This window comes from Fimbriimonas ginsengisoli Gsoil 348 (assembly GCF_000724625.1).
In the GTDB taxonomy this organism is placed as follows: domain Bacteria; phylum Armatimonadota; class Fimbriimonadia; order Fimbriimonadales; family Fimbriimonadaceae; genus Fimbriimonas; species Fimbriimonas ginsengisoli.
This window is the reverse complement of the sequence record NZ_CP007139.1, coordinates 4,063,268-4,086,850: the sequence shown is the minus strand read 5'-3', so window position 1 is coordinate 4,086,850 and position 23,583 is coordinate 4,063,268. Positions and strand designations below refer to the sequence as shown.

Genomic DNA, 23,583 nt, shown 5'->3' with positions numbered 1-23,583 from the left:
GGGCGTTGGGCGTTGGGCGTTGGGCGTTGGGCGTTGGGCGTTGGGCGTTGGGCGTTGGGCGTTGGGCGTTGGGCGTTGGGCGTTTAGGAGTTGTGGCCTCGGTCACGCCACGAAGCGTCAATCAGATTGGAGCATTGGAAAAGAAATCACAAGACTAACCCATGACAGATAACGAAGCTATTCCTCCGATCGAGCAGCCGGTTGAGGCCAGCCCCCCAACGCCCAACGCCCAACGCCCAACGCCCTTTAGGTCCGGCTACGTCACCCTTATCGGCAAGCCGAACGTGGGCAAAAGCACTTTGCTCAACCATATCGTGGGGCAGAAGGTTTCGATTGTTAGCAACAAGCCGCAGACGACTCGGCGGCGGGTGATTGGGATTGCGCATGGGCCGGGGTATGAGGCGGCGTTTATCGACACGCCGGGGGTGCACGAGGCTCATACTCAGCTTGGAAAGCAGATGATCGAGCAAGCCCAGATGTCGTTGGCAGACATCAACCTTGTGGTCTACGTCGCGGACGGCGCTCACCATCCTGGCGACTTGGACAAGCTGATCGCCAAGATGGTCAAGGCGAGCGAGGTGAAGGTCCCGATCATCCTTTGCATGAACAAGATGGACCTCCTGAAGGCGGAGGACGTCGTCCGGAATGTGGAGGCCTACACTGGGCTCCTCGGGATCACGGAGGACGATTACATGCTGACCACTGCCACGCAAGGGCACAACGTGGACAAGCTGATGGATATGATCGTCAGCCGCCTACCCGTGGGTGACCCTATCTACGATGAGGACGAGTTCACCGATCAGTCGAGCCGCTTCCTGGCCGCCGAGCTCGTGCGAGAGAAGATCCTAATCGCAACGCGGCAAGAGGTTCCCCACTCCGTGGCGGTGATGATCGAAGAGTGGGAAGACGAGGGGGATCTCACTCGGATCGGAGCCAGCATTCTCGTTGAGAAGGTCAGCCAGCGCGGCATCCTTATTGGCAAACAGGGCCAGTTCCTCAAGAAGATCGGTACCGAAGCCCGAGCGGAGATCGAAGAGCTTCTCGGACATCGGGTGCACCTCGACCTCCACGTGAAGGTGAGCGAGGGATGGCGCATGAACCCGCGTATTCTGCGGGAGCTGGAGTACAGCGAGTGATTCCCGGGGGCGCCGATCCATTCGGAGCGGCGTTACAGGCCGATCCGGCCGTGGCGCTTCCGGTTCTGGACGTTGCTCCGCCCACCAAAGCGGGACCGCTGCATAAGGTTCAATTCGTCGTCGAATTCGTAGGTCCGCGGTCGATCCCCGCGCCTGCCGCGACCCATCTTTTGGCTTCCGAGTGGTACCAGGCGTTGGGTCAACCCCAGCTCTTCGCCATGCGCCCGGCCGACCTCCAGTGGCAGCAGTTGACGAATTCGATCGACGGATCCTACGACTCGCTCGCCCTAGCCTGGGACATGGTCACCCCCCGCGGCTCGATCAGCAAGTCTGCCGCCACCCATCTGCTTCAAACCGCGGAGCGGTTCGCCCCGTTTATCCAACGCCGAGTCATTCCGCTACCGGATCCCAAGGAAATCGACCGGGTGGTGAAGTCGTTGATAGAGATCCGGGATGCGCTCGACATCGGTTTCGCGCTTTCCATCTACGCGCCCCCAGGGGGCTACCGGGAGCGTGACCTATGGGTGATGTGCGCACGCTTGGGGCTTAAGTTCGGATCGCACGGATCGTTCGACTGGCAATTGCCCGGCTTTGCTCACCCGCTCTTGAGCGTAACCCCATTTGGAGACACGGACGCCTTTGCCCTTAGCGGTGTGAATGCCGGAGCCACCCACCTAGGCGTCACCATCGGCTTCAGCCTTCCCCTCTCTCCCTCGCCAAGCCAGGCGCTTCAGGGCTGTTTTCATGTCGCGCAAATCATCTCGCGTGACATGGGAGGCGACGTTCGAGATCAAGACGATCGCAAGCTGACAGAAAAAATCCGTCAGGAGCTGCGAGAAAACCTCCGGCTCGCCATCGGCGCGTTCTCAAACGCCGGAATGACCACCGGCGCACCCGAAGCAGTGAAACTGTTTGCGGAATAGTTGGCGGTTAGCAGTTAGCGGTGGACTATCCCTTTCCCGCTGCTAACCGCTAACCCATCTCAGAGATCGTCTTCTATCTCGATGTGCCCCGGCTTCTTCTTCGGTTCGTTCGCTCGGCGGCGAACCTGACCATAAGAGCGTCCGGCGGGAGGCTGGGTCGGGTTGGGGACGTCGGCGATCGGCGCCACCGTCTGCGTTGTGATGACCCGTTGCTTGGCGGCTTCTCCCCTTGCCTTGCCGAGCAATGTCTCGCCCTCGCCCTTTCGCCTGCCGATCGAACGATCCCAGAGATAGAGAATCGGTGAGGCGTTGTAGATTGACGAGTAGGTTCCGGAGATGATTCCGGCGAGCATCGTCGCGCAGAACAGCTTGAGGTCGGGGGTCGTGGTACCGGCGAACAACATGATGAACAAGGTCAAGACGACCGTCATCGAGGTGTTTAGGGACCGGGCGAACGATTGGGTAATCGATCGGTTCATCAGGTGCGCCAGATCGTCGCCCGGCTTGGGCCGGCGAAGGTTCTCTCGAATTCGGTCGAAGATGACGATGGTGTCATGGACCGAGAACCCGATGACCGTGAGGATCGACGTGATAAAGAGCGCGCTGATCTCCCAGCCATTGAGGAACCCCACCACCGCCGAGAAGCCGACGACGAAGAGAACGTCGTGGACCAGCGCGCCGATGGCGGAGCCGCCAAAGCGTAGACCTTGAACGAAGCCGCCGATGGCGAAGCCAAAGCGGAGCGCGAGGTACACGACGATCAGAAGGCTCGAGAGGACGACGCCGATGATGGCGTTCCGAATCGTTTCTCCCTGAATGGCTGGACCGACGAAGGAGTTGCCGCCGAAGTCCGCGGCGCTAAACCCGATCGCCGTTCCCACGATCGACTGCGCCTGTTCCGGCGTCTTGTCGACTAGCTGACCTTCGGCGGGTGCGGTCACCATCGCCACTCGGTCGGCCCCTTCGCCGCCGAACTTCACGTTCGCGCCGCGAAGACCGATCTTCTCCAATCCGGAGCGAACCGAGTCGGCCGACATCGTTTTGGAGCCGATCTTGTACTGAAGCTCATAGCCGCCGCGGAACTCGACGTTCGGCTTAAGGCCGCCCAAGAAGACGAACGGAAGACAAACGGCGATCGAAATCGCCGAGAGCCAGAAGTATCGGGCCGGCTTGTTGACGACCTCGACCGGCTCGGTGTCGGCTCGCTCTTCGAACCGCTTGAACCAGTTGCGGTCGGCGGCGTACAGCTTCACGTTGTCCGCGATTCCGCTGTTCGTGACGAACACGAGAAGCGACCGCGTAACCGTGACGGCGGTAAACAACGAGATCACGACACCGATAATCAGCGTCGTCGCAAATCCCTTGACTGGTCCGGTGCCGAGGTAGGCAAGGACAAGCGAAGTGAGAACGGTACAGGCGTTCGAGTCGATAATTGCGGGCAGGGCGCGGCGGAAGCCAAGGTCGATGGCGGTCTGCAACGACTTGCCCCGCTTCATCTCCTCCTTAAATCGCTCGAAGACGAGGATATTAGCGTCGACGGCCATACCGACCGACAAGATGAAGCCCGCAATGCCGGCGAGCGAGAACGTGGCGTTGGCCAGTTTAAGGACGGTCAGCGTAAATAGAACGTAGAGCGCGAGGGCGATGATCGCAACCAAGCCGGGGAAGGCGTAGTACGCGAGCATGAAGATGGAGATCGCGCCGAAGGCGATGACGCCCGCCGTGACCATCTTGTCCAGCGCCTGCATGCCGATCGTCGCTTCGACGCGCTGGCTGCTGAGCACCTTGAGGTCGACCGGAAGCGCGCCCGCGTTCAGAAGGTCGACGAGATTCCGGACGTAGGCGTCTGGGAAGGTGCCGTTGATAATCGCCTCGTCCCGAAGGATGGTGTCGCCCTGGACATGCGCGAGGCTGATCACGCGCCCGTCGAGGACGGCGGCGATATTCTCTTCCTTGCCCTGATACCGGCGGCTCCACTCGCCCATTTTCTGGGCTCCGGTGCCGGAGAAAATCATCTCTGGCTGATATCCACTTCCGGCGGACTGCATGACGGCGTGGTCGAGATCTTGGCCTTCCAAGATCTTCTGCCAGCCCTTGATAACGTCAGCATACGCCGGGTTGGGCTTGCCATCCGGGCCGAGGTATTTGATCTCCTCACCATTGCCGCCGTAGGTTCGTCGGAAGTTAACCGTGGGGTTCTTCGGATCCTTGTCGTCCTGAGCGGTGTACGGCCGAGCGGAAGCTTGGGGGCCGACGACGTTCTTCGCCCAGTAAAACTGGATCTTCGCGCTCGAGCCGATGGTCTGCCGCGCCTTCTCGACGTCGGTGGCGCCCGGCAGCTCGATGACGATCTGGTCCGTCCCTTTAGGAACGATGGACGGCTCCGCAACGGCAAGTGAACCGGCGGCGCGAGCCATCAAAATTGGAATAAGCCGGTTACGGATCTCCTCCGCTTTTTTACGTTCCTCCGGCGTAAGCACCATCTCGTACGTGAGAGCGACACCGCCACGAACGTCCAGACCGAAGTTGTACTTCGTCTGCTTGTAGAAAATGCCGGAAATAATTCCGAGCCCAAGGACTAGGAGAAGAAACAGGTAACTCTTTGACCGCAACGTCTATTCGCGCCTCCTGGCGCACCCTCCCGAGTTCGCGGAGTATACCTTGGGGAGGCTCCGGCCGGGGGGTGGGTGGTCGATTCGCTTGGTGTCGCGGCGTTAGGCGTTGAGGCGTTGGGCGTTAACCTGAGCGGGACCACAGTGCTAACGAGAGTCAACGCCCAGCGCCTCAACGCCCAACGCCAATCCCCGTCTACATTTCTCGCCGGTATTCAAGCGCGCTGAGCAAGGTGGCGGAGTCGGCGTAGTCGAGCTCGCCGCCCACCGGCATACCGTGGGCGAGGCGCGTCACTTTAAGGCCGATCGGCTTAAGCAATTTGGCCAAGTAAAGCGCGGTGGCGTCGCCCTCGATCGTCGGGTTGGTGGCGAGGATGATCTCCTCGATATCGCCGTCGGCAAGGCGTCCCAGTAACTCCTTTACGCGGAGCTGCTCCGGCCCCAGGCCGTCCATTGGGCTTAGAAGGCCGTGTAACACGTGGTAGCCGCCCTTGTATTCGTGGATCCGCTCGATCGCGGCGATATCGCGCGGCTCAGCGACGATGCAGACCATCGAGCGGTCTCTTCGGCCATCTAGGCAGATTTCGCAAGTCTCCGCTTCCGAGATGTTCTGGCATCGGACGCAAAAGCGTAGACGCTGTTTTGCGTTTCGGATCGCGTTCGCGAGCGAAACCGCCTCGTGCTCGGGTACTCGCAGAAGGTGATAGGCGAGGCGTTGGGCGGATTTCGGACCAACTCCGGGCAGCTTTTCGAGCTCGGAAATCAATTCGGCGAGAGGGCGGGCAAACAGCATAAAAGAGGGGTCGAAAGCGCGTCGGGAACCACCTATAAATACGCCGGAACGACCTCTAACGCGGCAGTCCGAGTGGCCGGCCGGAAGCCGGCCTCACCTTACATTCCGAGGTCGGGGACGTTCGGGAGGATTCCCTGAACCTTCGACTCGCGAAGCTGGGTCGCCGCATTAAAGCCGTCGCGAACCACGCTGACAATCAGGTCTTCGAGCGCTTCGACATCCTCGGGATCGACGATCGACTTGTCGATCGTGAGCTTGAGGATCTCGCCGGTGCCATTGAACAACGCCTTGACCGGCCCCTTGTCGACGCCGATTCGCTCGTTTGCAAGCTCGGCCTCGAGAGTCTGGGCACGCGCCATCGCGTCCTTCATCTGCTGCATCACGCCGCCGAAACCCTGAGGGCCAAAATTCTTGGGCAGTTTCATGGTGTTATCGCCCGGGAAATAGCCGCAGGCTTGCTGATTCTACCGCGTGCCGGTACTTCTAAGGGAGTTCTAATGATCGGGGCGGGTGTACCTTGCGGCACACCGAATCATCGGCGAGGGCGCCGACGCTACGGTTGGAATCATCGGCGAGACGCCGACGCTACGTTTTTGACTTAGACGCCGAAAACCTTACGCGCCAGCTCTTCGAGCCGCTCCCCCTCGGCCGGCAGCTCCACGGTGGACGACTCGTCGCCAAGCGAAGACGATCCGTTGGCCGAAGCCCGTACTCGGATCATCCACCCTTCCCCACCCTGGGCCTGCACGTGGCGATTCAAAAGCGCTATTCGCTTGATGTCGTCCGTAAACCATTCGGCGTCCATTCGTCTCGGGACCTCGATGACGAGCTCTTGGCCCTCTAGCCCGATAAGGGTCGCCGCCCGCGCCTTCTTAGTAATTGCCGCCGGCTGTCCGTCTTTTACGGGCAACGAAGCGAGAACTCTGGACCATACAGCCTCCGGGCTGTCTCCCTCCAACACGGCCGGCATTCCCACCGCCGCGACCGGCTCTTCTTTGGGAGTCGGCGTCGGTGACGGATCGGGAGGCCGGGGCGTCGCCGGGCGAGCGGCTTCCTGCCGCACCGGTTCCGGCGCTTTGGCGGGCCTCGGCGCCGCAGGCGCCGCCGCTACCGGAGCGGGCGCGGCGCTTCGAGGCTGAGAGAGCCGCAGCAACTCGCTCTCCAGCCACAGGCGAGGCAGCGAGATGTCGCGGATCGCCTTGTGCGCTTCGGCGAGGTCGCCCCGCATCCGCAGGATGAACTCCCGGCCGAGCCGGGTCGAGGTCTCATGCAGCGACGCTTCCCGAGCGGCGTCGGACAGGTCCTGATGCGCCTGGTACGAAGCCAGCGTTAGGTCTTGAAGTCGGTACATCGCCGATTCGAGGATCGAACGCGGGTCGCGGCCGAGCCGGGCGATGTCGGCAAGAATACGCATGATCGCGGGCACATCCGCCTCGCGGATCGCGAGCAGCAAGCCGTCCACCGCCTCCTCGGATACCAAGCCGAGCTGGTCGTACACTTGCTGAAGGGTGATCACGTTGTCGGTGCTCGTCAGCATCGCCTGCTCCAGCAGCGTCAACGCGTCGCGGTAGCCGCCGTCCGCCATCCGGGCGATCGCAGTGATCGCCGCCGGCTCGGCTTGAACCCCTTCGTGCTCCGCGACGTGGGTGAGGCGGCGAATCAGGTCTTGCATGCTCGCCCGGTGAAACTCGTATTTCTGGCAACGAGACCGGATCGTGGGTGGAACCTTGTTGTACTCGGTGGTCGCGAGGATGAAAATGATGTGGGGCGGCGGCTCTTCGATCGTCTTCAGGAGCGCGTCGAACGCCTTGGCCGACAGGTCGTGCACCTCGTCGATGATGAAGATCTTGTACCGGCAGACCATCGGCTGGTACTCGGTGACCTCCACAATCTGCTCGCGAATGTCGTCCACACCCGACTCGGAGGCGGCGTCCATTTCGACGACGTCGACGCAGCTTCCCACCGTGATGTCTCGGCAGATCTCGCAGGTGTTGTCGGGCTCTGGTGTGGGTCCGCTCTCACAGCAGAGCGCCTTGGCAAGCAACCGGGCGGTGGAGGTCTTACCCGTTCCGCGCGGCCCCGTGAACAGGTAAGCGTGGGCGATCCGCCCCGACGCGATACCATTCTGGATCGTCTTGACCACGTGGTCCTGCCCGATCAGATCGCCAAAGGTTTGGCTCCGGTATTTGCGGTAGAGCGACTGGTAAGACATTCTCACTTGCGGGATTGCTTGATTGCTTGATCGCTCGATTACACAATTGCCAGCCAGTTTGATCACGGGATTAACCGACGCAATCAAACAGTCGAACAATCAAGCAATCGAGCAATCAACCAATCCAGCAATCGAAAATGGAAAAGCCGGGAAGGATGCGTCGCACGGAGAACCGACTTACCGTTGCTACCTTCCAGTCCTGGCGGGGTTCACCGACCTGCCGCCGCGCAGTTCCCGGCAGAGAGATGTTAGCAGACGCGCACGCTCCTGCGCTTGACATATCGCCAAACAAAAAACGCCCCGAGGCTAAGCCCCGGGGCGTTTTTTCCCGAACCCTTACTTTCCGCCAGAGCGAAGAGATGGAATGTCGACGATCACGTCGTCCGAACTGGACGCGCGGTCGATTTCCTTGTAGTTGGGGGTCTTCACGACCGGAGTGTTGTCGAGCCAGTCGCCGTGGCGCAGGATCTGGTCTCGCGTGAGATACAGACGGGCATAGACGACTCGCTGCTTCGGTTTGATATCCGTATTCAGGAAGTTCTTGTCCGTCATCCCTTCGCCGTTCCAAGAGAATTTGTCTTGGATGTGCGGAGGCGCGCTGCGCGGATTGTAGTAGAACTCCAGGAGATACTTCTCGCTGGTGAACGGGTACATGGTCGGGTCCTTGCTCATGTCCACCTTGCGGTTAAACCGCCGGTTGCGAACAAAGAGCTGATCCTGCATGAACGTTCGATCGCGAGGAGGATCGAGGTTGACGTTGTCCGAGTAATCCCACTTCAGGCCGGCGGGCTCGGTAACGTCCTTGGCGGACCCGTCGATGTCGGCCGTGTAGTTCTCGTCACGAAGGGTGACGCGAATGCGCGTTCCGACCGGGAGAACGTTCCAAGTCCCTTCGAACTTGATCACGCGCGGCTCGACGACGGTCGCCTTGACGCTGAATCCGACGTCGAACGGCGGATAAACGTCGTACGGAGTGAGGGGCCGGCCCTGCTGCTCCGCCACCCAGCCACGTTGGACCATTCGAACGAGCATCGTATCGATGTTCTGCTCGATGACCGCCACGTTCTGGTGGTTTTGGAACTCCTTGTTGTTCTTCTGGTACACGGCGTCGGCTTCCTTGTAAAGCCGCATGTACGTGTCGAGACCTTTTTCGATCTCGCCGTTGCGCTGATACGCCATGCCCAACAGGTTCTTTCGAGCCGGAATCATATCCGGCTTTTCTTGAGCCTTCAGGAACCAATCGACGGCGTTCTGATAGTCGTCGTCGATCTTGTGGTACCAGAGCCAACCGGTTTCGAAGTACAGCTCGTACGTGTCCGGATTGTTCCGCGCGCCTTCTTTGCCGAGGGCCAATGCCGACGGGATATAGCGGCGGTCGGAGCGCTGCTCCTCATCCGTGAAGTTGTAGCCGATGTGCCACATACCGGTCGCGTACACGTCGATCTCATGCGGATCGAGGAGCGTCACGAGCCGGATGATCGGCAGGATCGCATCGTAGTTGCCTGAGTCGAAGAACGAGTCGGCGCGCACCCAGAGGATTCCCGCGATCATCTCGCGGAAGCCGGCAAGGGCGAAGATCATCTGCAAGGGGTCGAGACCCTTGGTGACCACGCCTTTACCGGTTGCCGCCGGGCTGTAATTCTTCGACCAAGTATCGTAGATCGCCGTCCGCTGCAGCAGCCCCTGAAGGACCATTACACCGGCCAACACTCCGACGGAAAGGGTTGAGATTCGGCTTTTCATCGCGTCTAAACCTCTCTACGGTCGAAAACCCAGATGCCGGCGACGAGGAGGGCGACGATATAGCAGACACCGTAGAAGGTGATGCTGAGATAGTACGTCTTCTCGTTCTGGATCTGGCTCTGCGGGTTGATGATCGGGTTTTGGATGTTGTAGTTCGCGAAGTTCGGCAGAATCGTGTTGAACACCGTGGCCGCCAGCTTTGCGAAGCCGGTTGCCTTGGAGTTATCCTGCAGCGTCTGGAAGAACGGGTTGAACAACGATCCGAGGAGGAACAGACCTCCCGACAGGAAGAAGTTCACCAGCGGCGCCACGAACGTCGAGAAGAACATCGCGACGGCTGCGAGCAGACTCATCTGCACGAAGTACATCAGCGGCGCCTTCATGACGTCGAGGATCATCCCCATGTCTTGCTTCTCGATGAGGAACACGACGAAGAGGACCGCGCACATGAGCGCCATCATCAGGCCGAGCGCGGAGACCGCGCCCAGATACTTCCCTACCAAGAACTGCCAGCGTTGAACCGGCTTCGATAGGATTGTATAGATGGTGCGGCGCTCGATCTCGTTCGGGATCATATAGACCGTAAGAACGATTGCGATGACCGCGCTGGTGAGCTGGATGATGCCAAGCATCATTCCCTTCAAGACGGTGGTTTCCGACCGTGCCGAAAGGATTCCGAGGCCGGGAGCGACGACGAGGAGAACCACGCCGAGGAGGAGGATGATCAGCAGGACGCGCCGGCGGATCGCCTCACCCACGGTGGTGCTCGCGATAGCGATAATCGGTCTCACTTCGCGCCTCCATCTTGAGCGGCGCCGACGGGGGTCGGCTTGTTCTGAACGGTCTCCACGAAGAGATCTTCCAGTCGCTTCTTGCGCGGAACGATGCTCAGGATGTTCCCCTTGGCGGTGCGAATGGCGTCGATGATGCCATTGACGTCGTTCTCTTCCGGAATGTCGAAGAGAATTCCTTGCGGAACCGTTCGCACGTTGCTGTCGGTGAGATTCAGGCTCTCGAGAACCTTGGCGGCGACTTCCGTCGCCATGATCTCGATTCGGCCGCCTCGAAGGAGGTCGGTGAGCTTGCCCTGGCGGCGGATGATGCCGCGGTCGATAATCGCAACCCGGTCGCAGATCAGCTCGACTTCGCTCAGCTCGTGGCTGGAGATGAATACCGTCCGCCCCTCATCCCGGAAGGAAATGATGAGATCTCGAATTTCGCGGTGCGCGATGGGGTCGAGGCCGCCGGTAGGTTCGTCCAGGAACAGAAGCTTCGGATCGTTGATCAGGCTTTGGGCCAGACCGATTCGCTGCTGCATACCTTTTGAGTATTGAGAGATCGATTTGGTCGTGTCTCGGTGGAGATTGACCTTTTCGAGCAGGCCTTGGAATTTCGCTTCGTCGTTGATTCCGAAGAGAGATCCGTAGAACCGGAGAATCTCCGGGCCCGTCATATGTTCGTAGTAGTACGGCCGCTCCGGGAGATACGAGATCATCCGGTGGACGTCCATGTCGCCGATCTCCTTACCGAGGACATAGCCCTCGCCGGAGGTCGGGTAGATGATTCCGAGAAGCATCTTAATGGTCGTTGTCTTCCCGGCTCCGTTGGGTCCGAGAAATCCGAAGATCTCTCCTTCCTCAACGATGAGGTCGAGATGATCGACCACATTGATGTGGCCATGCTGGCGCGACTTATAGCTTTTGGTCAGCTTCTTAGTTTCGATGGCGGCGGCCAAGGGCTGCGCACCTCCCTGTGGGTAGGTTGGGTCCCGGAGTATACCTATGCCCACTTTTGTTGGGATAAGCCGCCCCGAGGCTGCTACAACCGGCACAATTTCCCGCACCCACCAGGCTCTCTAAACAGAAGAAACAGGCGAAAACGGCTTTGGCACCGATGAAGCAACTCGAAGAATCCCCCATTTAGGGATTCCCCGTCTATACTGCAACCACAGCCAAGGGGCCGAAGTTCTCGCAGTGCGAAGAAGTTTCGTACAAATTAGAAGAACGGGTCTTGGCAGAAGCCTCGCGGGGGCGTGCTTTGCTCTCCTTTCAGCGTCCCCGCGCTTTTTCTTTAAAAATTTCGCGGCCGACGGTGCGCCGCGGCCCCGATGAGAGCTCCTACCGTGGCGCCGGTCAGCACCAGCACCGCAAGCCCTTGGTCTTCCGCCGATTGAATGGCGGCGCCGAGGTTGGCGTCGTTGGAATACATGAGCTGGTAAATGAAGAACCAAAGCGCGAAACCGATCGCCGCCCCGATCCCAAGCGTTCGAACCTGCGAACTCATACTTCTGGCGACCGGCTGAAGAGCACCGCCGGTTCGCTCTTGCAGCCGAACCGCGCCAGAAGTCCCAGAGCGGAGGCAGGTGTGGGGATCGGCAACTACCGGCGTTGGGCGTTGGGCGTTGGAAAAAGGTTAACGCCTGGCGTTAAGAACTCGCCTCACCTCTTCGGCTTGCTCGGGGGTATCGACGGCCAACTCGCTGCCCGCGCCTTCCGACATTCGGATCCGTACGCCGTTCTCCATAAACCGGAGCTGCTCCAGACTCTCCGCCATTTCCAGCGGCGATTGCGGCCACCGGGAGAATGCCTGGACCACTTCGCGGCGGTAGGCGTAGATCCCCACGTGTTTTTTGACCGGCGTCGAGCGTACGGCGCGAGGGTATGGGATGGCGTGCCGGCTGAAGTACAGCGCAAATCCGGCCAGATCGGTCACCACCTTCACCACCGCCGGATTTTCTGCCTCCTCTTCGGAACAGTCGGAGTAAACGCTTCCCATCGGAATCGAGGAGTCGGCCACCAGTGGCTGTGCGCACGCGCGGATGCTTTCCGGACGGATGAGCGGCTCGTCACCCTGCACGTTCACATACACGTCGGCTTCTAACCTCTCGCTCACCTCCGCGATTCGATCGGTGCCGGTCGGGTGATCCAGTCGGGTCATTACCGCCTCCGCCCCGAATGCCGAGCAGGCGTCGGCGATTTCGCGGTCTGGGGTGGCGACGACGACTCGCTCGGCGATCTCCGCCCGCCGCGCCGCCTCCACGACCCATTGCACCATCGGCTTGCCCATGAGGTCGACGAGCGGCTTTCCGGGGAACCGGGTTGATGCCATTCGAGCCGGGATCACGATGCAGCAGCGCATGGCGGAATTATGCGTCCCTCAGAACTCTTCGAGCGCCGCCCGCGAGACTAGCTCGTGCCCCAAGAACTCGCTATCCGGCGCAGCGTAGAACGAGACCCGCTCGTCCGTTCTGGGATGGTCGAAGGCTAGGAATCCTGCGTGAAGCTGCAGCGGCCCGCTCGCGTACTCCCTTGGGGCGTAAATGGTGTCGCCAAGGACCGGAAGGCCGATGGCACGAAGGTGAACTCGGATCTGATGGGTTCGGCCGGTCTCTAGACGGCAAGCGACCAAGGTACCGGTCTCCATCCGGGCGATCCGCTTGACGTGCGTCACTGCCGGCTTTCCGTGCGGATCCACCGCCATCAACAGGCGGTTATGCTTCGAACGGGCGATCGGCGCGGACACCGTAAACCGTTCCTGTTCCACATTGCCACCAACGACGGCGAAATAGCGTCGCTCGGCCGTCTTCGCCTCCATCTGCCGCGCCAAGCTCACGTGCGCCTGGTCGTTTTTGGCGACGACCATCAAACCGGTCGTTTCTTTATCGAGCCGGTGCACGATGCCGGGGCGGAAATCGCCGCCCGCCGTGCTGAGCACCGTGTTTCGGCCTAAGAGGGCGTTCACCAGCGACGGCTCCTTGAGCGAGGTTGCCGGGTGGGCGGCGAGGCCGCGCGGTTTGTTCACGACGAGCAGGTCGTCGTCCTCGAATACGATCTCCAGCGGGATGTCGGCGGGGGCCAGGTTATGAGCAGGAGTTCCTTCCGGCTCGTCTAGAACCACTTCCATTCCGGGTTCCAGGGGGAATTTCGGTTTTTGGACGTTTCCATCCACCATCACTTCCCCCTCTTCGATGAGCCGCGCCAATTTGGTACGACTGTGCTCGGGAAGCACGCGGGCTAAGAACTTGTCCAGCCGCTCAGGTCTATCCGCGACGAGACGCATTCCCTCACTGTACTCGCCAAGCCGATCCGGCTGAAGCCCGATCGTGCTTTCTAGTGGCCGCCGCCGCCGATTGCCGGGGCCGGCGCCGCCGGAGCGGCGTTGGCTCGCAGGTAAGCCTCAACCTTCTTGCGCTCGCCATCTTTGAGCTTCGGAGTGGTCTTGCCCATCAATTCCATGAAATACGCGATCTCATGGGGAGCCGAGGGGTAGCCGGTATTTCCTTTATTCGGCTCGATCGAGTTGCCGAGAACCTTCCCTTTGGGCGAGACCACCGCGAAAAACGGCAAGCCCGCGTCCGCTCCGCCGAGCGAAGCGCGAAATTCGGGCGCTCCGGGATTCTCCAGATCTTTCTTGTCTTTGCTCTCATCCACCGTGAGGTGCACGATCACGAACGCTTTGGACATTGCCGGTCCGGCGTCGCTGCTCTCCAGCATCTTATCGAGCTTTTTACACCAACCGCACCACGAGGCGTGGAAGATGACCAGAACGTTCTTCCCGCTGCGCTTTGCTTCGGCACGAGCCTTGGCCATCACGGAATCGGAGGACGGCGTGGCGCCGGCCGCCGCTAACGGTAGGACGGCCAAAACGGCGAGGATAAGTGTTCGAACCTTCATCTCAATTCGCAGCCTACTTCAAAAACGCGCACCAAGCACCAATCACCAGAAGCGATTCCGACGCCCAACCGATAGGCGGCACCCTGCCTAGCGTTCCACCGATACCACGCCGCGGATACCCTCCCGAACCTCGAAGAGGTTCCGTCCCCAGCGAAGGGTTGGACCCGCGCAGCGGAGTCCTACCCTGGTACCAAGGCCGACAATCTCATTAACCCCAACGGGGTTGCGTCCCCCAATGCGGCAAACCATCTTCAGACGAATCTCGCCCCTGAGTGGAGCTCGTCGTTACCCGCACCTATCGTTCTTCATGCCAGCGTCGCCGCCGACAGTTCAGTTCGCGCCTGGTGATGGGCTCTGCGACCGCCTGCCGGGGTCGGGGAGGCTTGTGGGTTCCTTGTCCCCGGGGCTCCGACCCGCGGCTAATTTCTTTGATCCCTCCGGGATCGGGGCAATCGCGCCGACTAAATCTCTTGGAGCGCGGGCGACCCGCCCGCATCTGGGTTCACGGACGCCTCGTCCGCCGCCCGCAAAGCGGGCTTTTGAACCTCTAAGTTAGCCCGAATGCCGGGATCGGGGTGCCATGCGTGGGCGGTTCAGGCTACGGCAAACCTCTTTGCGCTCCGCACGGTTACCTCGTCTGGTGGTGAGGCGAAGTCCATCACATCTTAAACCTGAACCAAAAGGTTCCGGGGAACCCGCTGCAATCGGGCAAACGGCTCATCCGTTCGTAAGATCGGCTCGACCCTGCGAGTCGATTAAGACTCCCGCTTTTGGCCGGCTACAGCCACCGGAGCTTTTGTTGCTTATGGCGAGAATCTGGACCGGCGACGGACCGCACTGAACGCGCAAATTCTTGTTCGGGGCTAACGAGCCGAGGTCGAATTCCTTCGTTTCAGAGGTGCCTACGACCCCGAGCTCCTTCCACTGGGGCTTCGGGCCGCTCCCGTCCAGCGCCCATACCGTGGCTCCGAACGGACCTGTGTTGTGAACCGACAATTGTGGCGAGCCGGACGAGCATCCGAGCGCCAAAAGGCAAAGCGATAGGGATAGGAAAGCCAAGGCGCGCACCGTCACACTATTTGGACGTCCGGCGAGCCCGCTTGGACTTCGCCGATGACGGCGGCCGACTCGCCCGCCTCGTTGAGCCGCTGGACCACGCCCGCGGCGTCCATTCGGTCGACGATGATCACCATGCCGATTCCCATATTGAAAGTCCGGTACATCTCCACATCGGGGACGTTGCCGGTCGCTTGAATCAATTGGAAGATCGGAAGCGGCGTCCAGCTTCGTTTCTCGATCACGAGCCGAACATCCGAAGGGAGCACCCGCGGCAAGTTGTCGTAGAGACCGCCTCCCGTAACGTGGGCGACCGCATAAACCCGCTCGAGCTCCTGCACGATCGGATAGACCGAGTTGAAGTAGCAGCGGTGGGGCCGAAGCAGCTCTTCTCCAATCGACCTGCCCAGTCCGGGAACCTCGTCGCGCACCGAGCGCCCACCCACGTCGAACAGCACTCGACGGGCGAGCGAGAAACCGTTGGTGTGCAATCCGTTGCTCGCGATTCCGATCACCGAGTCGCCCGGCTGCATCTTCCCTCTCGGAAGCTTCCGGTCCGCGTCGGCGAGGCCGACAACCGCGCCGACCACGTCGATCTCGCCATCGGTATAGACCCCCGGCATCTCCGCGGTTTCGCCGCCGATCAGCGCGCAGCCGACGTCCCGACAGGCATCCGCCATGCCGGAGACGATCTCTTCGAAAACCAGGCCCTCCAGGCGGGAGCAGCCGTAGTAGTCCAAGAAGAAAAGCGGCCGCGCCCCTTGGCAGAGAATGTCGTTGACGCAGTGGTTGACGATGTCGTGACCCAACCCGGAGTGGTTCCCTACCATCGCCGCGATCTTGGTCTTGGTTCCGACCCCGTCGATCGAGCTAACGAGGATCGGTTTGTCGATCTCCGGAAAAACTCCGCGGTAGAGCCCGCCGAAGCCACCGATTCCGCCGATGACGGCATCGTTATGGGTGGATTGAATCCTTGGTGTCACCGCGCGGAGAGCCCGCTGCGCCTCGTCGATATCGACTCCCGCCGACCGATAACTGATCGCCTCATCCGGCATATCCATCACGATACCAGCCCGCGCCCTCCAACCCGGCGCGCCGACCTTATTGGAGGTCAAGTAAGCGCATCTCCTTGCACAGGGGCGGGCCGCCCGTGCCACGTTATTTTCACGAAAAACGAAAATTGGCCCGCACGCCAGACGGCGTGCGGGCCAATTCGATTCGAAACCGCTTAGGCTTCTTGCTTCGGAGCTTTCTTGTCAGCAGCCGGCTTCGCGGCGGCCTTCTTCGGAGCGGGGGCCGGCTTCGGCTTAGGCGCGGGGGCGGCCTTCTTGTCGCCGTACTGCTCACGAAGTGCTCTCTCGGCAGCCTTGATCACCTGCTCTTTCCGGTGTCGCCGCGTGCGGATTTCTTTGTTTCGAACTCTCATTCTCTGTTTTGCCTCAATCGGATGCCCCCTCACAGGCGGCGGATTCCCATCAGGATACCCCGTATGGGAAGCCTAGCGAATTGCCGCCAGATCTTCGGCCGACGGTACCGCCACGCCGACCTTGCGAACCACCGCGGCGGCGGTCTGCGCCGCTAGCTCGAGCAGCTCTCGCCGGAACGCGCCCGATCCGATTCCGAGCGCTACCGTGGCGATAACCGTATCGCCCGCGCCCGCCTCGTCGTAAACCTCGACCCGGATCGCCGGAACACGGAACGAATCCGCACCCGCCGCCGCCATCCCATTGGCGCCCAACGTAACCAAAACCTGGTCGACCCCAAGACGGCGCCGTAATTCGTCCGCGACTCTCTCGGCGTCCTCGACGGGCACCGCGCCCCCCAATCCGGCGGCTTCTCCAGCCTCGAACTGGTTGAGGCTCACCAAAGCGGCCCCTTCGTAAAACGGAAGGCTCTTCGGCTTGGGGTTTGCCACCACCGGCACGCGAATTCGACCTCCCTCTTCGACGATCCCCCGGATGATCCGCTCGGTGACAGATCCCTTTTGATAGTCGCTGATCAGCACCACGTCGACCTCCGCCATCGCGGCGATCGCTCGCTCCAAAACCGTATTTTCGACCGCCCCGGAGACGGGAGCCTCGTCTTCGTGATCGATCCGTAGAACCTGGTGCGAATGGTTTGCCAGGACGCGCGTCTTTCGGGTCGTCGGCCGGCTGGGATCGCGGACCAGCCCTTCTCCATCGAGCCCGTATTCGCGAAGCGAGGCGGAGAGCAAATCTCCCGGCGCGTCGCTGCCTACCACGCCGACCATCTTTACCAGCGCTCCCATGGCGACCATGTTGCTCGCCACGTTGGCGGCTCCTCCCGGAACCGCGCGAGTGGACGATTGCCGGACGACCATCACCGGCGCCTCCTGCGAGATCCGGGTCGCGCGGCCAAAGATGTACTCGTCCAGCATCAGGTCGCCGACGACGAGCGCGCGCCGACCGCGAAACCTCGCCAAGAGCTCGCCGGGGGTCACGCGGCTTGCATCTCCGGCGCCACGTCCGATTTCGGCTCTAATTCCGTGGGATCCTGAGGCGAAACCTGCCGGCGGCCGGCGAGGAACCAGAGAACGACACCGCCGACGATCATCGCCAGCGCCACGCCTTGGGCCTGGGTGATTTGGAGGCTGCCGATCTTCGTCCAATAGGTCGAGGAGGCGAGCCCGGTTTGAACCTCTTGATCGGTTCCCGCCCGCCAGAATTCGTAGATAAACCGGGTCAGTCCGTGCAGGATCAAGAACATGCCGGTGACCTGCCCCGGGCGGAATCCCTTTCGCTCATAGAGCAAAAGCAAACCGAGCCCAACGAGGTTCATAAGTGAATCGTAAAGCTGCGCCGGATGGTGCAGCCCCACTACGCCTTCGAAGTGGGTCGCCCACGGCACGGAAGCGTCGCAGACCCCGCCGTAGCAGCAGCCATTGAGAAAGCAGCCGATCCGGCCGAAGACGTGCGCCAGCATAAAGCCGGGCGCCAGTAGATCGCAGAGGTTTCCAAGCCGGGCGTGATGCTTCTTCGCCCAGTAGATCACGTACGCGCCGCCCGTGATGAGCGCGCCGAAGCTGGTCAGACCCGCGAAGGTCAGCGAAAACACTTCGTTGAGGTGCTTCGAGTAATACGGGATGTCCTGAACCAGGAATAGGATACGAGCGCCTAGAATCCCGATGATCAGCAAGTAAAAACAGAGGTCGGTGACCTTCTGCTTATCGAAACCGAATTTCTCCGCCCGCTTCCGAACGAGCCACAGGCCCGATAGAAAGGCAACGAGAATGCTGATCCCGTAGCTGCGCACGGGAAATTTGCCGATGTGAAAGAGGATAGGAAGCATCAGAGGATCGACCGCGGGCCGACCTCAAAGTCTACCGCGCACCCATTTCAACGCCTTTCCGGCCTCGTCGGTTCACGCCGCTTGCTTTGTATCTTCTTGCGCCCGCCCAGCGGCGGTCCGAGGCTCCTCCTCGTTACAGATCTTGTCGAACTCCTGTTGAAGCCGTTGCAGTTGGGCGTCTGTCAGCTTCTCCAGATCGATCATCTTGTTACGGGCCCCCGACTGGGCTCGAATCAGCTCATCGAGTTTCAGGTGGATCGCCTTCGCATCGCGGTTCTGCGCGTTTTGAATTAGAAACACCATCAGAAAGGTGATGATCGTGGTGCTCGTGTTGATGACCAGTTGCCAAGTGTCCGAGTAGTGAAAAACTGGCCCGAAGGCGGCCCACACCACGATCAGCAGTACGCAAGCCGCAAAGGCGGGAGCCGATCCCGCGATGTTCGAAGCCCATCTAGCGATCCTTGAGAATTTTTCGTTCAAGTTTGTTTACCCATTCATTCGGACAGGGAAATTGCAGGTGCGGTTCTGGAGGTCCCGCTTCCCTACGGTGGAAAGCACCTTTACCAGGGTTACGCTTCGCTCGCCCTTGGCTTTGAGACACCGCGCCTTCAGCGCTGATTCAGGGATCCGTGCGGGGACGCACCTTAGATCGTTAGGCGCCTCGATCAGAAGAAATGCAACACAATCTGCGGGTGCCACCGACCGTGTTGCTCGTCTCGATCGACGGAATGCGCCCCGACGCGCTTCGGTCGGCCAATACTCCGTACCTCGACCGCTTGGTCGCGAACGGAACGGTGTGCTGGAATGCCCGGACGGTGATGCCAAGCGTGACCCTTCCCTGCCACACCAGCATGCTGCGCGGGGTCGACGTCCCCCGGCACGGCATCACCTCGAACCGTTTCTCTCCCCTGGCCCGCCCGGTTCCGAGTGTGATCGACGTCGCAAAAACGCATGGTCGGCGTACCGGCTTCTTCTTCAACTGGGGTGAGCTGAGGGACCTCGCCGAACCGGGCAGCTTCGACGTGAGCTACTTCGTTCAAGACGCCCACCGCATGGAAGGCGACACGCGCGTTGCCAAAGCCGCCGCTGCCCACCAGCGCGAGGAGCCTTTCGACTTCCTCTTCGTCTATCTGGGCCATGTGGATGAACGAGGACACGCTGAAGGATGGATGAGCCCCGGATATATCGAAGCGATCGAACACGCGGACGCCTGCGTCGGTATGGTCCTGGCCGCTCTGGATGAAGGCGACCGGTCGTGGGTAGCCCTGATCCAAAGCGACCATGGCGGACACGAGCGTTCGCATGGCACCGAGATGGACGAGGACATGACGATCCCTTGGATTCTGAGCGGCCACGGGGTGAAAGCCGGGAATACCCTCGACGGCGGCGTCCGGATTTACGACACTTGCCCGACCTTGGCCCACCTCCTTGGCTTACCGGCGGCTCGCGAGTGGGACGGACGGATCGTCGGCGAAGCCTTGGATCTATGACCCTTGTCTGCCGGTCAAAGAACCATGATCCGAAAGCTGAAATCAGGACAGTTCCGGCTCTATTCGCGAAAGAAGGACCCAAAAACCGACAAGCGCAAGAACCTCGGCACTTTTGATACCCGCGAAGCGGCGGAGAAGCACGAGCGAGAGGTCCAGTACTTCAAGAGGCACTAAGCCCCCCAATCGTTGCTAGGGTTGTTTCGTGGGTCCACAAGGTAGAACACCGGAATGGGCCATTTCGACCGCTACAACGACGGTAGCCAGAACACGCCGCGATTGCAGATTCAGCACTCCCTCTGGTCGCTCATCGGGCTGCCGATGAACTCGCCGACGGAGTGGACGATTGCGGTAAAGCTGTCCCGGGTGAAGGCCGCCGGATTCGAAGGGGTCGAGTGTTGGCTGAGCGACGAAGACGAGGCGGAGCGCCGCGCATCGCTGGACGCGGAGGGGCTGAGGCTCACCCTTGGGCATCACCCCCACACTTTGGATGACGTGCGGGCGACGGTGGCGAGAGCGAAGCGGCTGAAGGCGGACTTTGTTTTTGCCCAGCCGCTCAACCCGTTCTATCCGATTAAGGAGGCGGCCGAGTTCTGCCGGGAGGCGCGGAAGATCGCTAACGGCGAAGGGATCGCCTTCTTTGTGGAAACGCACCGAAACAACATCCCGGAGAGCCTGAACCAGGCCCTGGAGCTGATCGAGTATTTGCCCGAGGTGCGATTCACGGGCGATTTTTCGCACTTCGTGGTGGTCAGCGAGTTCTACGGGTTGGAATACGAGCGAGCGGTCGACCGGCTGATGCCGGTTCTTTCTCGCACGTCGCATCTGCACGGACGGATTTCGAACGGCGAGCAAGTACAGGTCGACGTCGGCGATGGATCGGGGCAGACGGCCCAGTTCTTCGTCCGGATCTGGACGGCGGCTATGCGCGAGTGGCGCAAAGGCGCCGGCCCGGGCGACGTCTTCCCGTTCGCCAGCGAACTCGGCCCGCCCCGATACGCCATCACCTTGCCGGACGGCAAGGAGTTCAGCGACCGGTGGGAGCAGAGCCTGATAATGAAGCGGCTGGCCGAGCAAGCATGGGCAGCTTCAGCCTGATAGACTTGTGCTCGAGTTGAGAGATACGCGATGATTGCCGGACTGCTAACTTGCCTCGCCACCCTTGCCACCGCGCAGACGCCGCGGATGGATACTTCTAAGCTGCCGCCCTACCTTCCGGGTGTCGGCGACGGGGATTACCTCGTCGCGCCTCCGTACACGGACGCCGATGAGCTCACCGCGCGGGATGGGGTGCCGAAGGGGACGGTTCAGCGATTCGTCATGGACTCTCACGACAGCAAGCTGTATCCCGGCATTGCCAAGACCGCGCCGGGGCAGGTGGTTCCCTACCATCGGCGCGTGAGCGTGTACATCCCCAGCCAGTACGTGCCGGGGACCGCGACGCCATTCCTGATCTCGCAGGACAGCATGACCTCCGGGATCATGCCGACCATCCTCGACAATATGATCGCGGACCATCGCCTCCCGGCGATGGTCGCAATCTTCATCGATTCTGGCGGCGGCGACTCTTTCGGCAGCGAGCGGGGGCTGGAGTACGACACGATGTCGGGCAAGTACGCCGAGTTCGTCGAAACCGAGGTCTTGCCGCGAATCTCGCGCGACTACAAAGTGACATTCACCAAGGACCCGAACGCACGGATGACGATGGGCGGCAGCTCCGGCGGAGCGTGTGCCTTCACGATGGCGTGGTATCACCCGGACCTTTACCATCGGGTGCTCACCTACTCAGGCACCTACGTAGACCAGATGTCGCCTCCCAAAGAGGCCACTCCCCACGGCGCCTGGGAATACCACGAGCACCTTATTCCGCAAACTCCACGCAAACCGATCCGCATCTGGATGCAGGTCGGCGACCACGACCTCCGGCCGAACGATCCGCCTGAGACGCTGCACAACTGGCCGATGGCGAACGAGCGGATGGCGGCGGCGCTTAAGAAGAAGGAATACCACTACCAGTTCGTCTTTTCCAAGGAAGCGGGCCACGTCGACGGCCGCGTCGTTAATCAGACGCTGCCGCAGGCCTTGGAGTGGGTCTGGCAAGGGTATCGGGCAAAGCGCTAGGGCTTGTAGCGTAGGTTGGCTCGTACCTGCGCCCGGTGTACCGAAGGTGCACCGGAATCATCGGCGAGGACGCCGACGCTACGACGAAAGGGTCTCGCGCAGGTACGAGCCAACCTGCGGCTACAACGCTTCGCGTTAACTACGCCTCACGCTTCGCCTGTTGAGTGCTGACCGCCTCCGGCTTGTAGAACTTCTCGTAGAACTCCAAGTCGAGGCGGCTCGATTGGAAGCCGATGAGGGTCTTGATGGGCGGGCCGTAGGCGGGGAACCGTCCGTAGCGGCGGTAGACGTACTCGCAGTACGCCTTGGTGGCTTCCACCTGCTCGGGGGTGAACTCCTCGACCTGCTCCTGAATCCCCATCCAGTTGAGCCAGGCGCTCTTTGATGCTCGTCCACGAAACATGCCGTCGGGGCCGAACTTGATGTCGACTGCGGCCTGGACCGCCTCGCTCATGGATGCGTAGTAGGGTGGGCAGAACGGCTTCATCAGCACTTCCCCGTCCTTCTCCAGTCCCTGTACCAGGGGAATCGGCATCACCTTTCCGGCTGCCTTGGCCAAAGCGGCGAGCGCAGGGTTCATCCCTAAGTATTGGCTCGATGGCATGGTCGTCAGCCGGAAGCCGGCCGCCTCCAGCCAGCCGAACGGGTGGGCCGCCCAGTTTGGAAAGCCGCCTAGCCCGAGCGACTGAGCCATCAGCGCCAGGTTCTGCAGCATCATTCCCTGCTCCACCGTGACCGCCTCCGACACGAGCCCCTCGAGCGCTTCGATCGTCTGGACCCGTCCCATCGCCGCGTTGTCGTTGAGGTGTCCCCCCTTGCTCTTCGCGAACTTGCCGATTCCCGCCGGGCGAAAAGTCGCTCGCTCATCCAAGATAAATGCGCCGACGTTCCGGCCAAAGATCTCGAGCAGGCCATTGATCAGGAGCTGGGTGTACTCGCAAACCGGCACGAAGTAAGTCCCGTTCTTGTCGTAGCAAGACCACCGGTTGACGTCGAGATTGTAAAGTGGCTCCATCGGCGGGGCGACCCGGCCATCTTTGATCCTCACCCGCATTCGGCGGTAGATCTCGACGAACTCGTGGTTTTTCGCCAGCTCCACGAGCGCCGGAATATCGTCGGGCGGCAAGTCTTGGGGACGTCGGATGAAATAGGTCGCTTGGTCGTTCGTCACCATCAGCGCGACGGTATGCATCGCGTCTCCGCTCGGGATGGTGCGCCCGACCGTGCTCACCATGATATTTCCACCACCGTTCTTGCCGTAGTCGAGGTCGCCCAACGCATAGCCGGTGATCCCGCACGCGGCAAAGACCATGAGCGCTTCCTCCTCCTCGGTCAGCGGCTCGCCCGACTGCCGGCTCTTGAACGCCATCGGCCCGCTTTTCATCTCCATCCCGCGTCCGAAACGGCGCGAGCGGCGGTCGAGAAGGGCTTGGAGGAACGGGTAGGTTCGCAGTTTTTCGAGAGCGTCGTTGATCTCCGGGATGCTGTTCATCGCACGTTTATTGTGCCAACCCGGTC

At 61.0% G+C, this 23,583-nt stretch carries 24 protein-coding genes and 1 other RNA gene; 6 read left to right on the top strand and 19 right to left on the bottom strand.

What is annotated here, in order from left to right; genetic code table 11:
* The first annotated feature begins 161 nt into the window (after window positions 1-161).
* Together era and OP10G_RS18240 are read left to right on the top strand one after the other, a co-directional pair.
* Window positions 162-1,136 (top strand): GTPase Era, encoded by a 975-nt coding sequence (gene era / locus OP10G_RS18245; RefSeq protein ID WP_025229000.1) that lies wholly within the window; start codon window positions 162-164, stop codon window positions 1,134-1,136.
* Complete coding sequence (locus OP10G_RS18240; RefSeq protein WP_025229001.1) at window positions 1,133-2,059, top strand: cell division protein ZipA C-terminal FtsZ-binding domain-containing protein; 927 nt, start codon at window positions 1,133-1,135, stop codon at window positions 2,057-2,059. The genes era and OP10G_RS18240 overlap by 4 nt, the downstream gene beginning before the upstream one ends.
* A gap of 59 nt (window positions 2,060-2,118) precedes the next feature.
* On the opposite strand, the gene secD is transcribed toward OP10G_RS18240, so the two are convergent.
* The 18 genes from secD to OP10G_RS18155 all read right to left on the bottom strand — a co-directional run bounded on the left by secD (window position 2,119) and on the right by OP10G_RS18155 (window position 18,937).
* Entirely contained in the window at window positions 2,119-4,671 is a 2,553-nt protein-coding gene (gene secD, locus OP10G_RS18235; protein WP_025229002.1) for a protein translocase subunit SecD, read from the bottom strand.
* A 196-nt stretch (window positions 4,672-4,867) separates the two neighbouring features.
* Window positions 4,868-5,464, bottom strand: coding sequence for a recombination mediator RecR (gene recR / locus OP10G_RS18230; RefSeq protein WP_025229003.1), 597 nt, complete (start codon window positions 5,462-5,464; stop codon window positions 4,868-4,870).
* A gap of 98 nt (window positions 5,465-5,562) precedes the next feature.
* Window positions 5,563-5,889, bottom strand: coding sequence for a YbaB/EbfC family nucleoid-associated protein (locus OP10G_RS18225; protein WP_025229004.1), 327 nt, complete (start codon window positions 5,887-5,889; stop codon window positions 5,563-5,565).
* Between the two features lie 173 nt (window positions 5,890-6,062).
* Window positions 6,063-7,676: a DNA polymerase III subunit gamma/tau gene (gene dnaX / locus OP10G_RS18220; protein ID WP_025229005.1), complete on the bottom strand. Its 1,614-nt coding sequence runs from the start codon at window positions 7,674-7,676 to the stop codon at window positions 6,063-6,065.
* A 141-nt stretch (window positions 7,677-7,817) separates the two neighbouring features.
* An RNA gene (gene ffs, locus OP10G_RS25965) (signal recognition particle sRNA small type) lies at window positions 7,818-7,916 on the bottom strand.
* A gap of 96 nt (window positions 7,917-8,012) precedes the next feature.
* The gene (locus OP10G_RS18215; protein ID WP_025229006.1) at window positions 8,013-9,419 is read right to left on the bottom strand and encodes a tetratricopeptide repeat protein; all 1,407 of its coding nucleotides are present in this window, start codon (window positions 9,417-9,419) and stop codon (window positions 8,013-8,015) included.
* A 5-nt stretch (window positions 9,420-9,424) separates the two neighbouring features.
* Complete coding sequence (locus OP10G_RS18210) at window positions 9,425-10,210, bottom strand: ABC transporter permease (RefSeq protein WP_025229007.1); 786 nt, start codon at window positions 10,208-10,210, stop codon at window positions 9,425-9,427.
* Complete coding sequence (locus tag OP10G_RS18205) at window positions 10,207-11,154, bottom strand: ABC transporter ATP-binding protein (RefSeq protein WP_052547828.1); 948 nt, start codon at window positions 11,152-11,154, stop codon at window positions 10,207-10,209. Before OP10G_RS18205 ends, OP10G_RS18210 begins: the two co-directional genes overlap by 4 nt.
* A gap of 335 nt (window positions 11,155-11,489) precedes the next feature.
* Entirely contained in the window at window positions 11,490-11,702 is a 213-nt protein-coding gene (locus OP10G_RS18200) for a hypothetical protein (RefSeq protein WP_025229009.1), read from the bottom strand.
* Between the two features lie 129 nt (window positions 11,703-11,831).
* Entirely contained in the window at window positions 11,832-12,557 is a 726-nt protein-coding gene (gene kdsB, locus OP10G_RS18195) for a 3-deoxy-manno-octulosonate cytidylyltransferase (RefSeq protein ID WP_025229010.1), read from the bottom strand.
* Window positions 12,558-12,575: 18 nt separating this feature from the next.
* Window positions 12,576-13,478, bottom strand: coding sequence for an RluA family pseudouridine synthase (locus tag OP10G_RS18190; RefSeq protein ID WP_025229011.1), 903 nt, complete (start codon window positions 13,476-13,478; stop codon window positions 12,576-12,578).
* 50 nt (window positions 13,479-13,528) lie between these two features.
* On the bottom strand, window positions 13,529-14,092 hold the full coding sequence (locus OP10G_RS18185; protein WP_025229012.1) for a thioredoxin family protein: 564 nt from the start codon (window positions 14,090-14,092) through the stop codon (window positions 13,529-13,531).
* Window positions 14,093-14,809: 717 nt separating this feature from the next.
* Window positions 14,810-15,160, bottom strand: coding sequence for a hypothetical protein (locus tag OP10G_RS27490; protein ID WP_144241239.1), 351 nt, complete (start codon window positions 15,158-15,160; stop codon window positions 14,810-14,812).
* Between the two features lie 2 nt (window positions 15,161-15,162).
* Window positions 15,163-16,263, bottom strand: coding sequence for a phosphoribosylformylglycinamidine cyclo-ligase (purM, locus tag OP10G_RS18175; RefSeq protein ID WP_227624970.1), 1,101 nt, complete (start codon window positions 16,261-16,263; stop codon window positions 15,163-15,165).
* A 113-nt stretch (window positions 16,264-16,376) separates the two neighbouring features.
* Complete coding sequence (locus OP10G_RS27240; protein WP_038473348.1) at window positions 16,377-16,574, bottom strand: hypothetical protein; 198 nt, start codon at window positions 16,572-16,574, stop codon at window positions 16,377-16,379.
* A 72-nt stretch (window positions 16,575-16,646) separates the two neighbouring features.
* On the bottom strand, window positions 16,647-17,609 hold the full coding sequence (locus OP10G_RS18165; protein ID WP_025229016.1) for a bifunctional heptose 7-phosphate kinase/heptose 1-phosphate adenyltransferase: 963 nt from the start codon (window positions 17,607-17,609) through the stop codon (window positions 16,647-16,649).
* Window positions 17,606-18,457: a prolipoprotein diacylglyceryl transferase gene (gene lgt, locus OP10G_RS18160; RefSeq protein WP_025229017.1), complete on the bottom strand. Its 852-nt coding sequence runs from the start codon at window positions 18,455-18,457 to the stop codon at window positions 17,606-17,608. Before lgt ends, OP10G_RS18165 begins: the two co-directional genes overlap by 4 nt.
* A 72-nt stretch (window positions 18,458-18,529) precedes the next feature.
* Window positions 18,530-18,937, bottom strand: coding sequence for a low affinity iron permease family protein (locus tag OP10G_RS18155; protein WP_025229018.1), 408 nt, complete (start codon window positions 18,935-18,937; stop codon window positions 18,530-18,532).
* Between the two features lie 212 nt (window positions 18,938-19,149).
* Here OP10G_RS18155 and OP10G_RS18150 point away from each other — a divergent pair, with 212 nt between their 5' ends.
* Genes OP10G_RS18150 through OP10G_RS18140 form a run of 4 tightly spaced genes read left to right on the top strand, consistent with a single transcriptional unit; the run spans window position 19,150 to window position 22,065 of the window.
* On the top strand, window positions 19,150-19,947 hold the full coding sequence (locus OP10G_RS18150) for an alkaline phosphatase family protein (protein ID WP_227624969.1): 798 nt from the start codon (window positions 19,150-19,152) through the stop codon (window positions 19,945-19,947).
* Window positions 19,948-19,971: 24 nt separating this feature from the next.
* Window positions 19,972-20,121: a hypothetical protein gene (locus OP10G_RS27175; RefSeq protein ID WP_144241238.1), complete on the top strand. Its 150-nt coding sequence runs from the start codon at window positions 19,972-19,974 to the stop codon at window positions 20,119-20,121.
* Window positions 20,122-20,175: 54 nt separating this feature from the next.
* Window positions 20,176-21,042, top strand: coding sequence for a sugar phosphate isomerase/epimerase family protein (locus OP10G_RS24980; protein ID WP_025229020.1), 867 nt, complete (start codon window positions 20,176-20,178; stop codon window positions 21,040-21,042).
* 30 nt (window positions 21,043-21,072) lie between these two features.
* Window positions 21,073-22,065 carry an alpha/beta hydrolase gene (locus OP10G_RS18140; RefSeq protein WP_025229021.1) on the top strand — a complete coding sequence of 331 codons (993 nt, stop codon included), beginning with the start codon at window positions 21,073-21,075 and terminating at the stop codon, window positions 22,063-22,065.
* Window positions 22,066-22,204: 139 nt separating this feature from the next.
* Here the strand turns inward: OP10G_RS18140 and OP10G_RS18135 are convergent, their stop codons facing one another.
* Window positions 22,205-23,557, bottom strand: a complete 1,353-nt coding sequence (locus tag OP10G_RS18135) for a hypothetical protein (RefSeq protein WP_025229022.1) — start codon at window positions 23,555-23,557, stop codon at window positions 22,205-22,207.
* Between the last annotated feature and the right edge of the window lie 26 nt (window positions 23,558-23,583).

What these genes read in the sequence shown, in the direction of transcription:
- recR (WP_025229003.1), bottom strand. Translation starts at nt 5,464, where the DNA reads ATGCTGTTTGCCCGCCCTCTCGCCGAATTGATTTCCGAGCTCGAAAAG.
- OP10G_RS18140 (WP_025229021.1), top strand. Translation starts at nt 21,073, where the DNA reads ATGATTGCCGGACTGCTAACTTGCCTCGCCACCCTTGCCACCGCGCAG.
- OP10G_RS24980 (WP_025229020.1), top strand. Translation starts at nt 20,176, where the DNA reads ATGGGCCATTTCGACCGCTACAACGACGGTAGCCAGAACACGCCGCGA.
- OP10G_RS18215 (WP_025229006.1), bottom strand. Translation starts at nt 9,419, where the DNA reads ATGAAAAGCCGAATCTCAACCCTTTCCGTCGGAGTGTTGGCCGGTGTA.
- era (WP_025229000.1), top strand. Translation starts at nt 162, where the DNA reads ATGACAGATAACGAAGCTATTCCTCCGATCGAGCAGCCGGTTGAGGCC.
- dnaX (WP_025229005.1), bottom strand. Translation starts at nt 7,676, where the DNA reads ATGTCTTACCAGTCGCTCTACCGCAAATACCGGAGCCAAACCTTTGGC.
- OP10G_RS27175 (WP_144241238.1), top strand. Translation starts at nt 19,972, where the DNA reads ATGATCCGAAAGCTGAAATCAGGACAGTTCCGGCTCTATTCGCGAAAG.
- OP10G_RS27240 (WP_038473348.1), bottom strand. Translation starts at nt 16,574, where the DNA reads ATGAGAGTTCGAAACAAAGAAATCCGCACGCGGCGACACCGGAAAGAG.
- OP10G_RS18190 (WP_025229011.1), bottom strand. Translation starts at nt 13,478, where the DNA reads ATGCGTCTCGTCGCGGATAGACCTGAGCGGCTGGACAAGTTCTTAGCC.
- kdsB (WP_025229010.1), bottom strand. Translation starts at nt 12,557, where the DNA reads ATGCGCTGCTGCATCGTGATCCCGGCTCGAATGGCATCAACCCGGTTC.
- OP10G_RS18200 (WP_025229009.1), bottom strand. Translation starts at nt 11,702, where the DNA reads ATGAGTTCGCAGGTTCGAACGCTTGGGATCGGGGCGGCGATCGGTTTC.
- OP10G_RS18135 (WP_025229022.1), bottom strand. Translation starts at nt 23,557, where the DNA reads ATGAACAGCATCCCGGAGATCAACGACGCTCTCGAAAAACTGCGAACC.
- lgt (WP_025229017.1), bottom strand. Translation starts at nt 18,457, where the DNA reads ATGCTTCCTATCCTCTTTCACATCGGCAAATTTCCCGTGCGCAGCTAC.
- OP10G_RS18185 (WP_025229012.1), bottom strand. Translation starts at nt 14,092, where the DNA reads ATGAAGGTTCGAACACTTATCCTCGCCGTTTTGGCCGTCCTACCGTTA.
- OP10G_RS18225 (WP_025229004.1), bottom strand. Translation starts at nt 5,889, where the DNA reads ATGAAACTGCCCAAGAATTTTGGCCCTCAGGGTTTCGGCGGCGTGATG.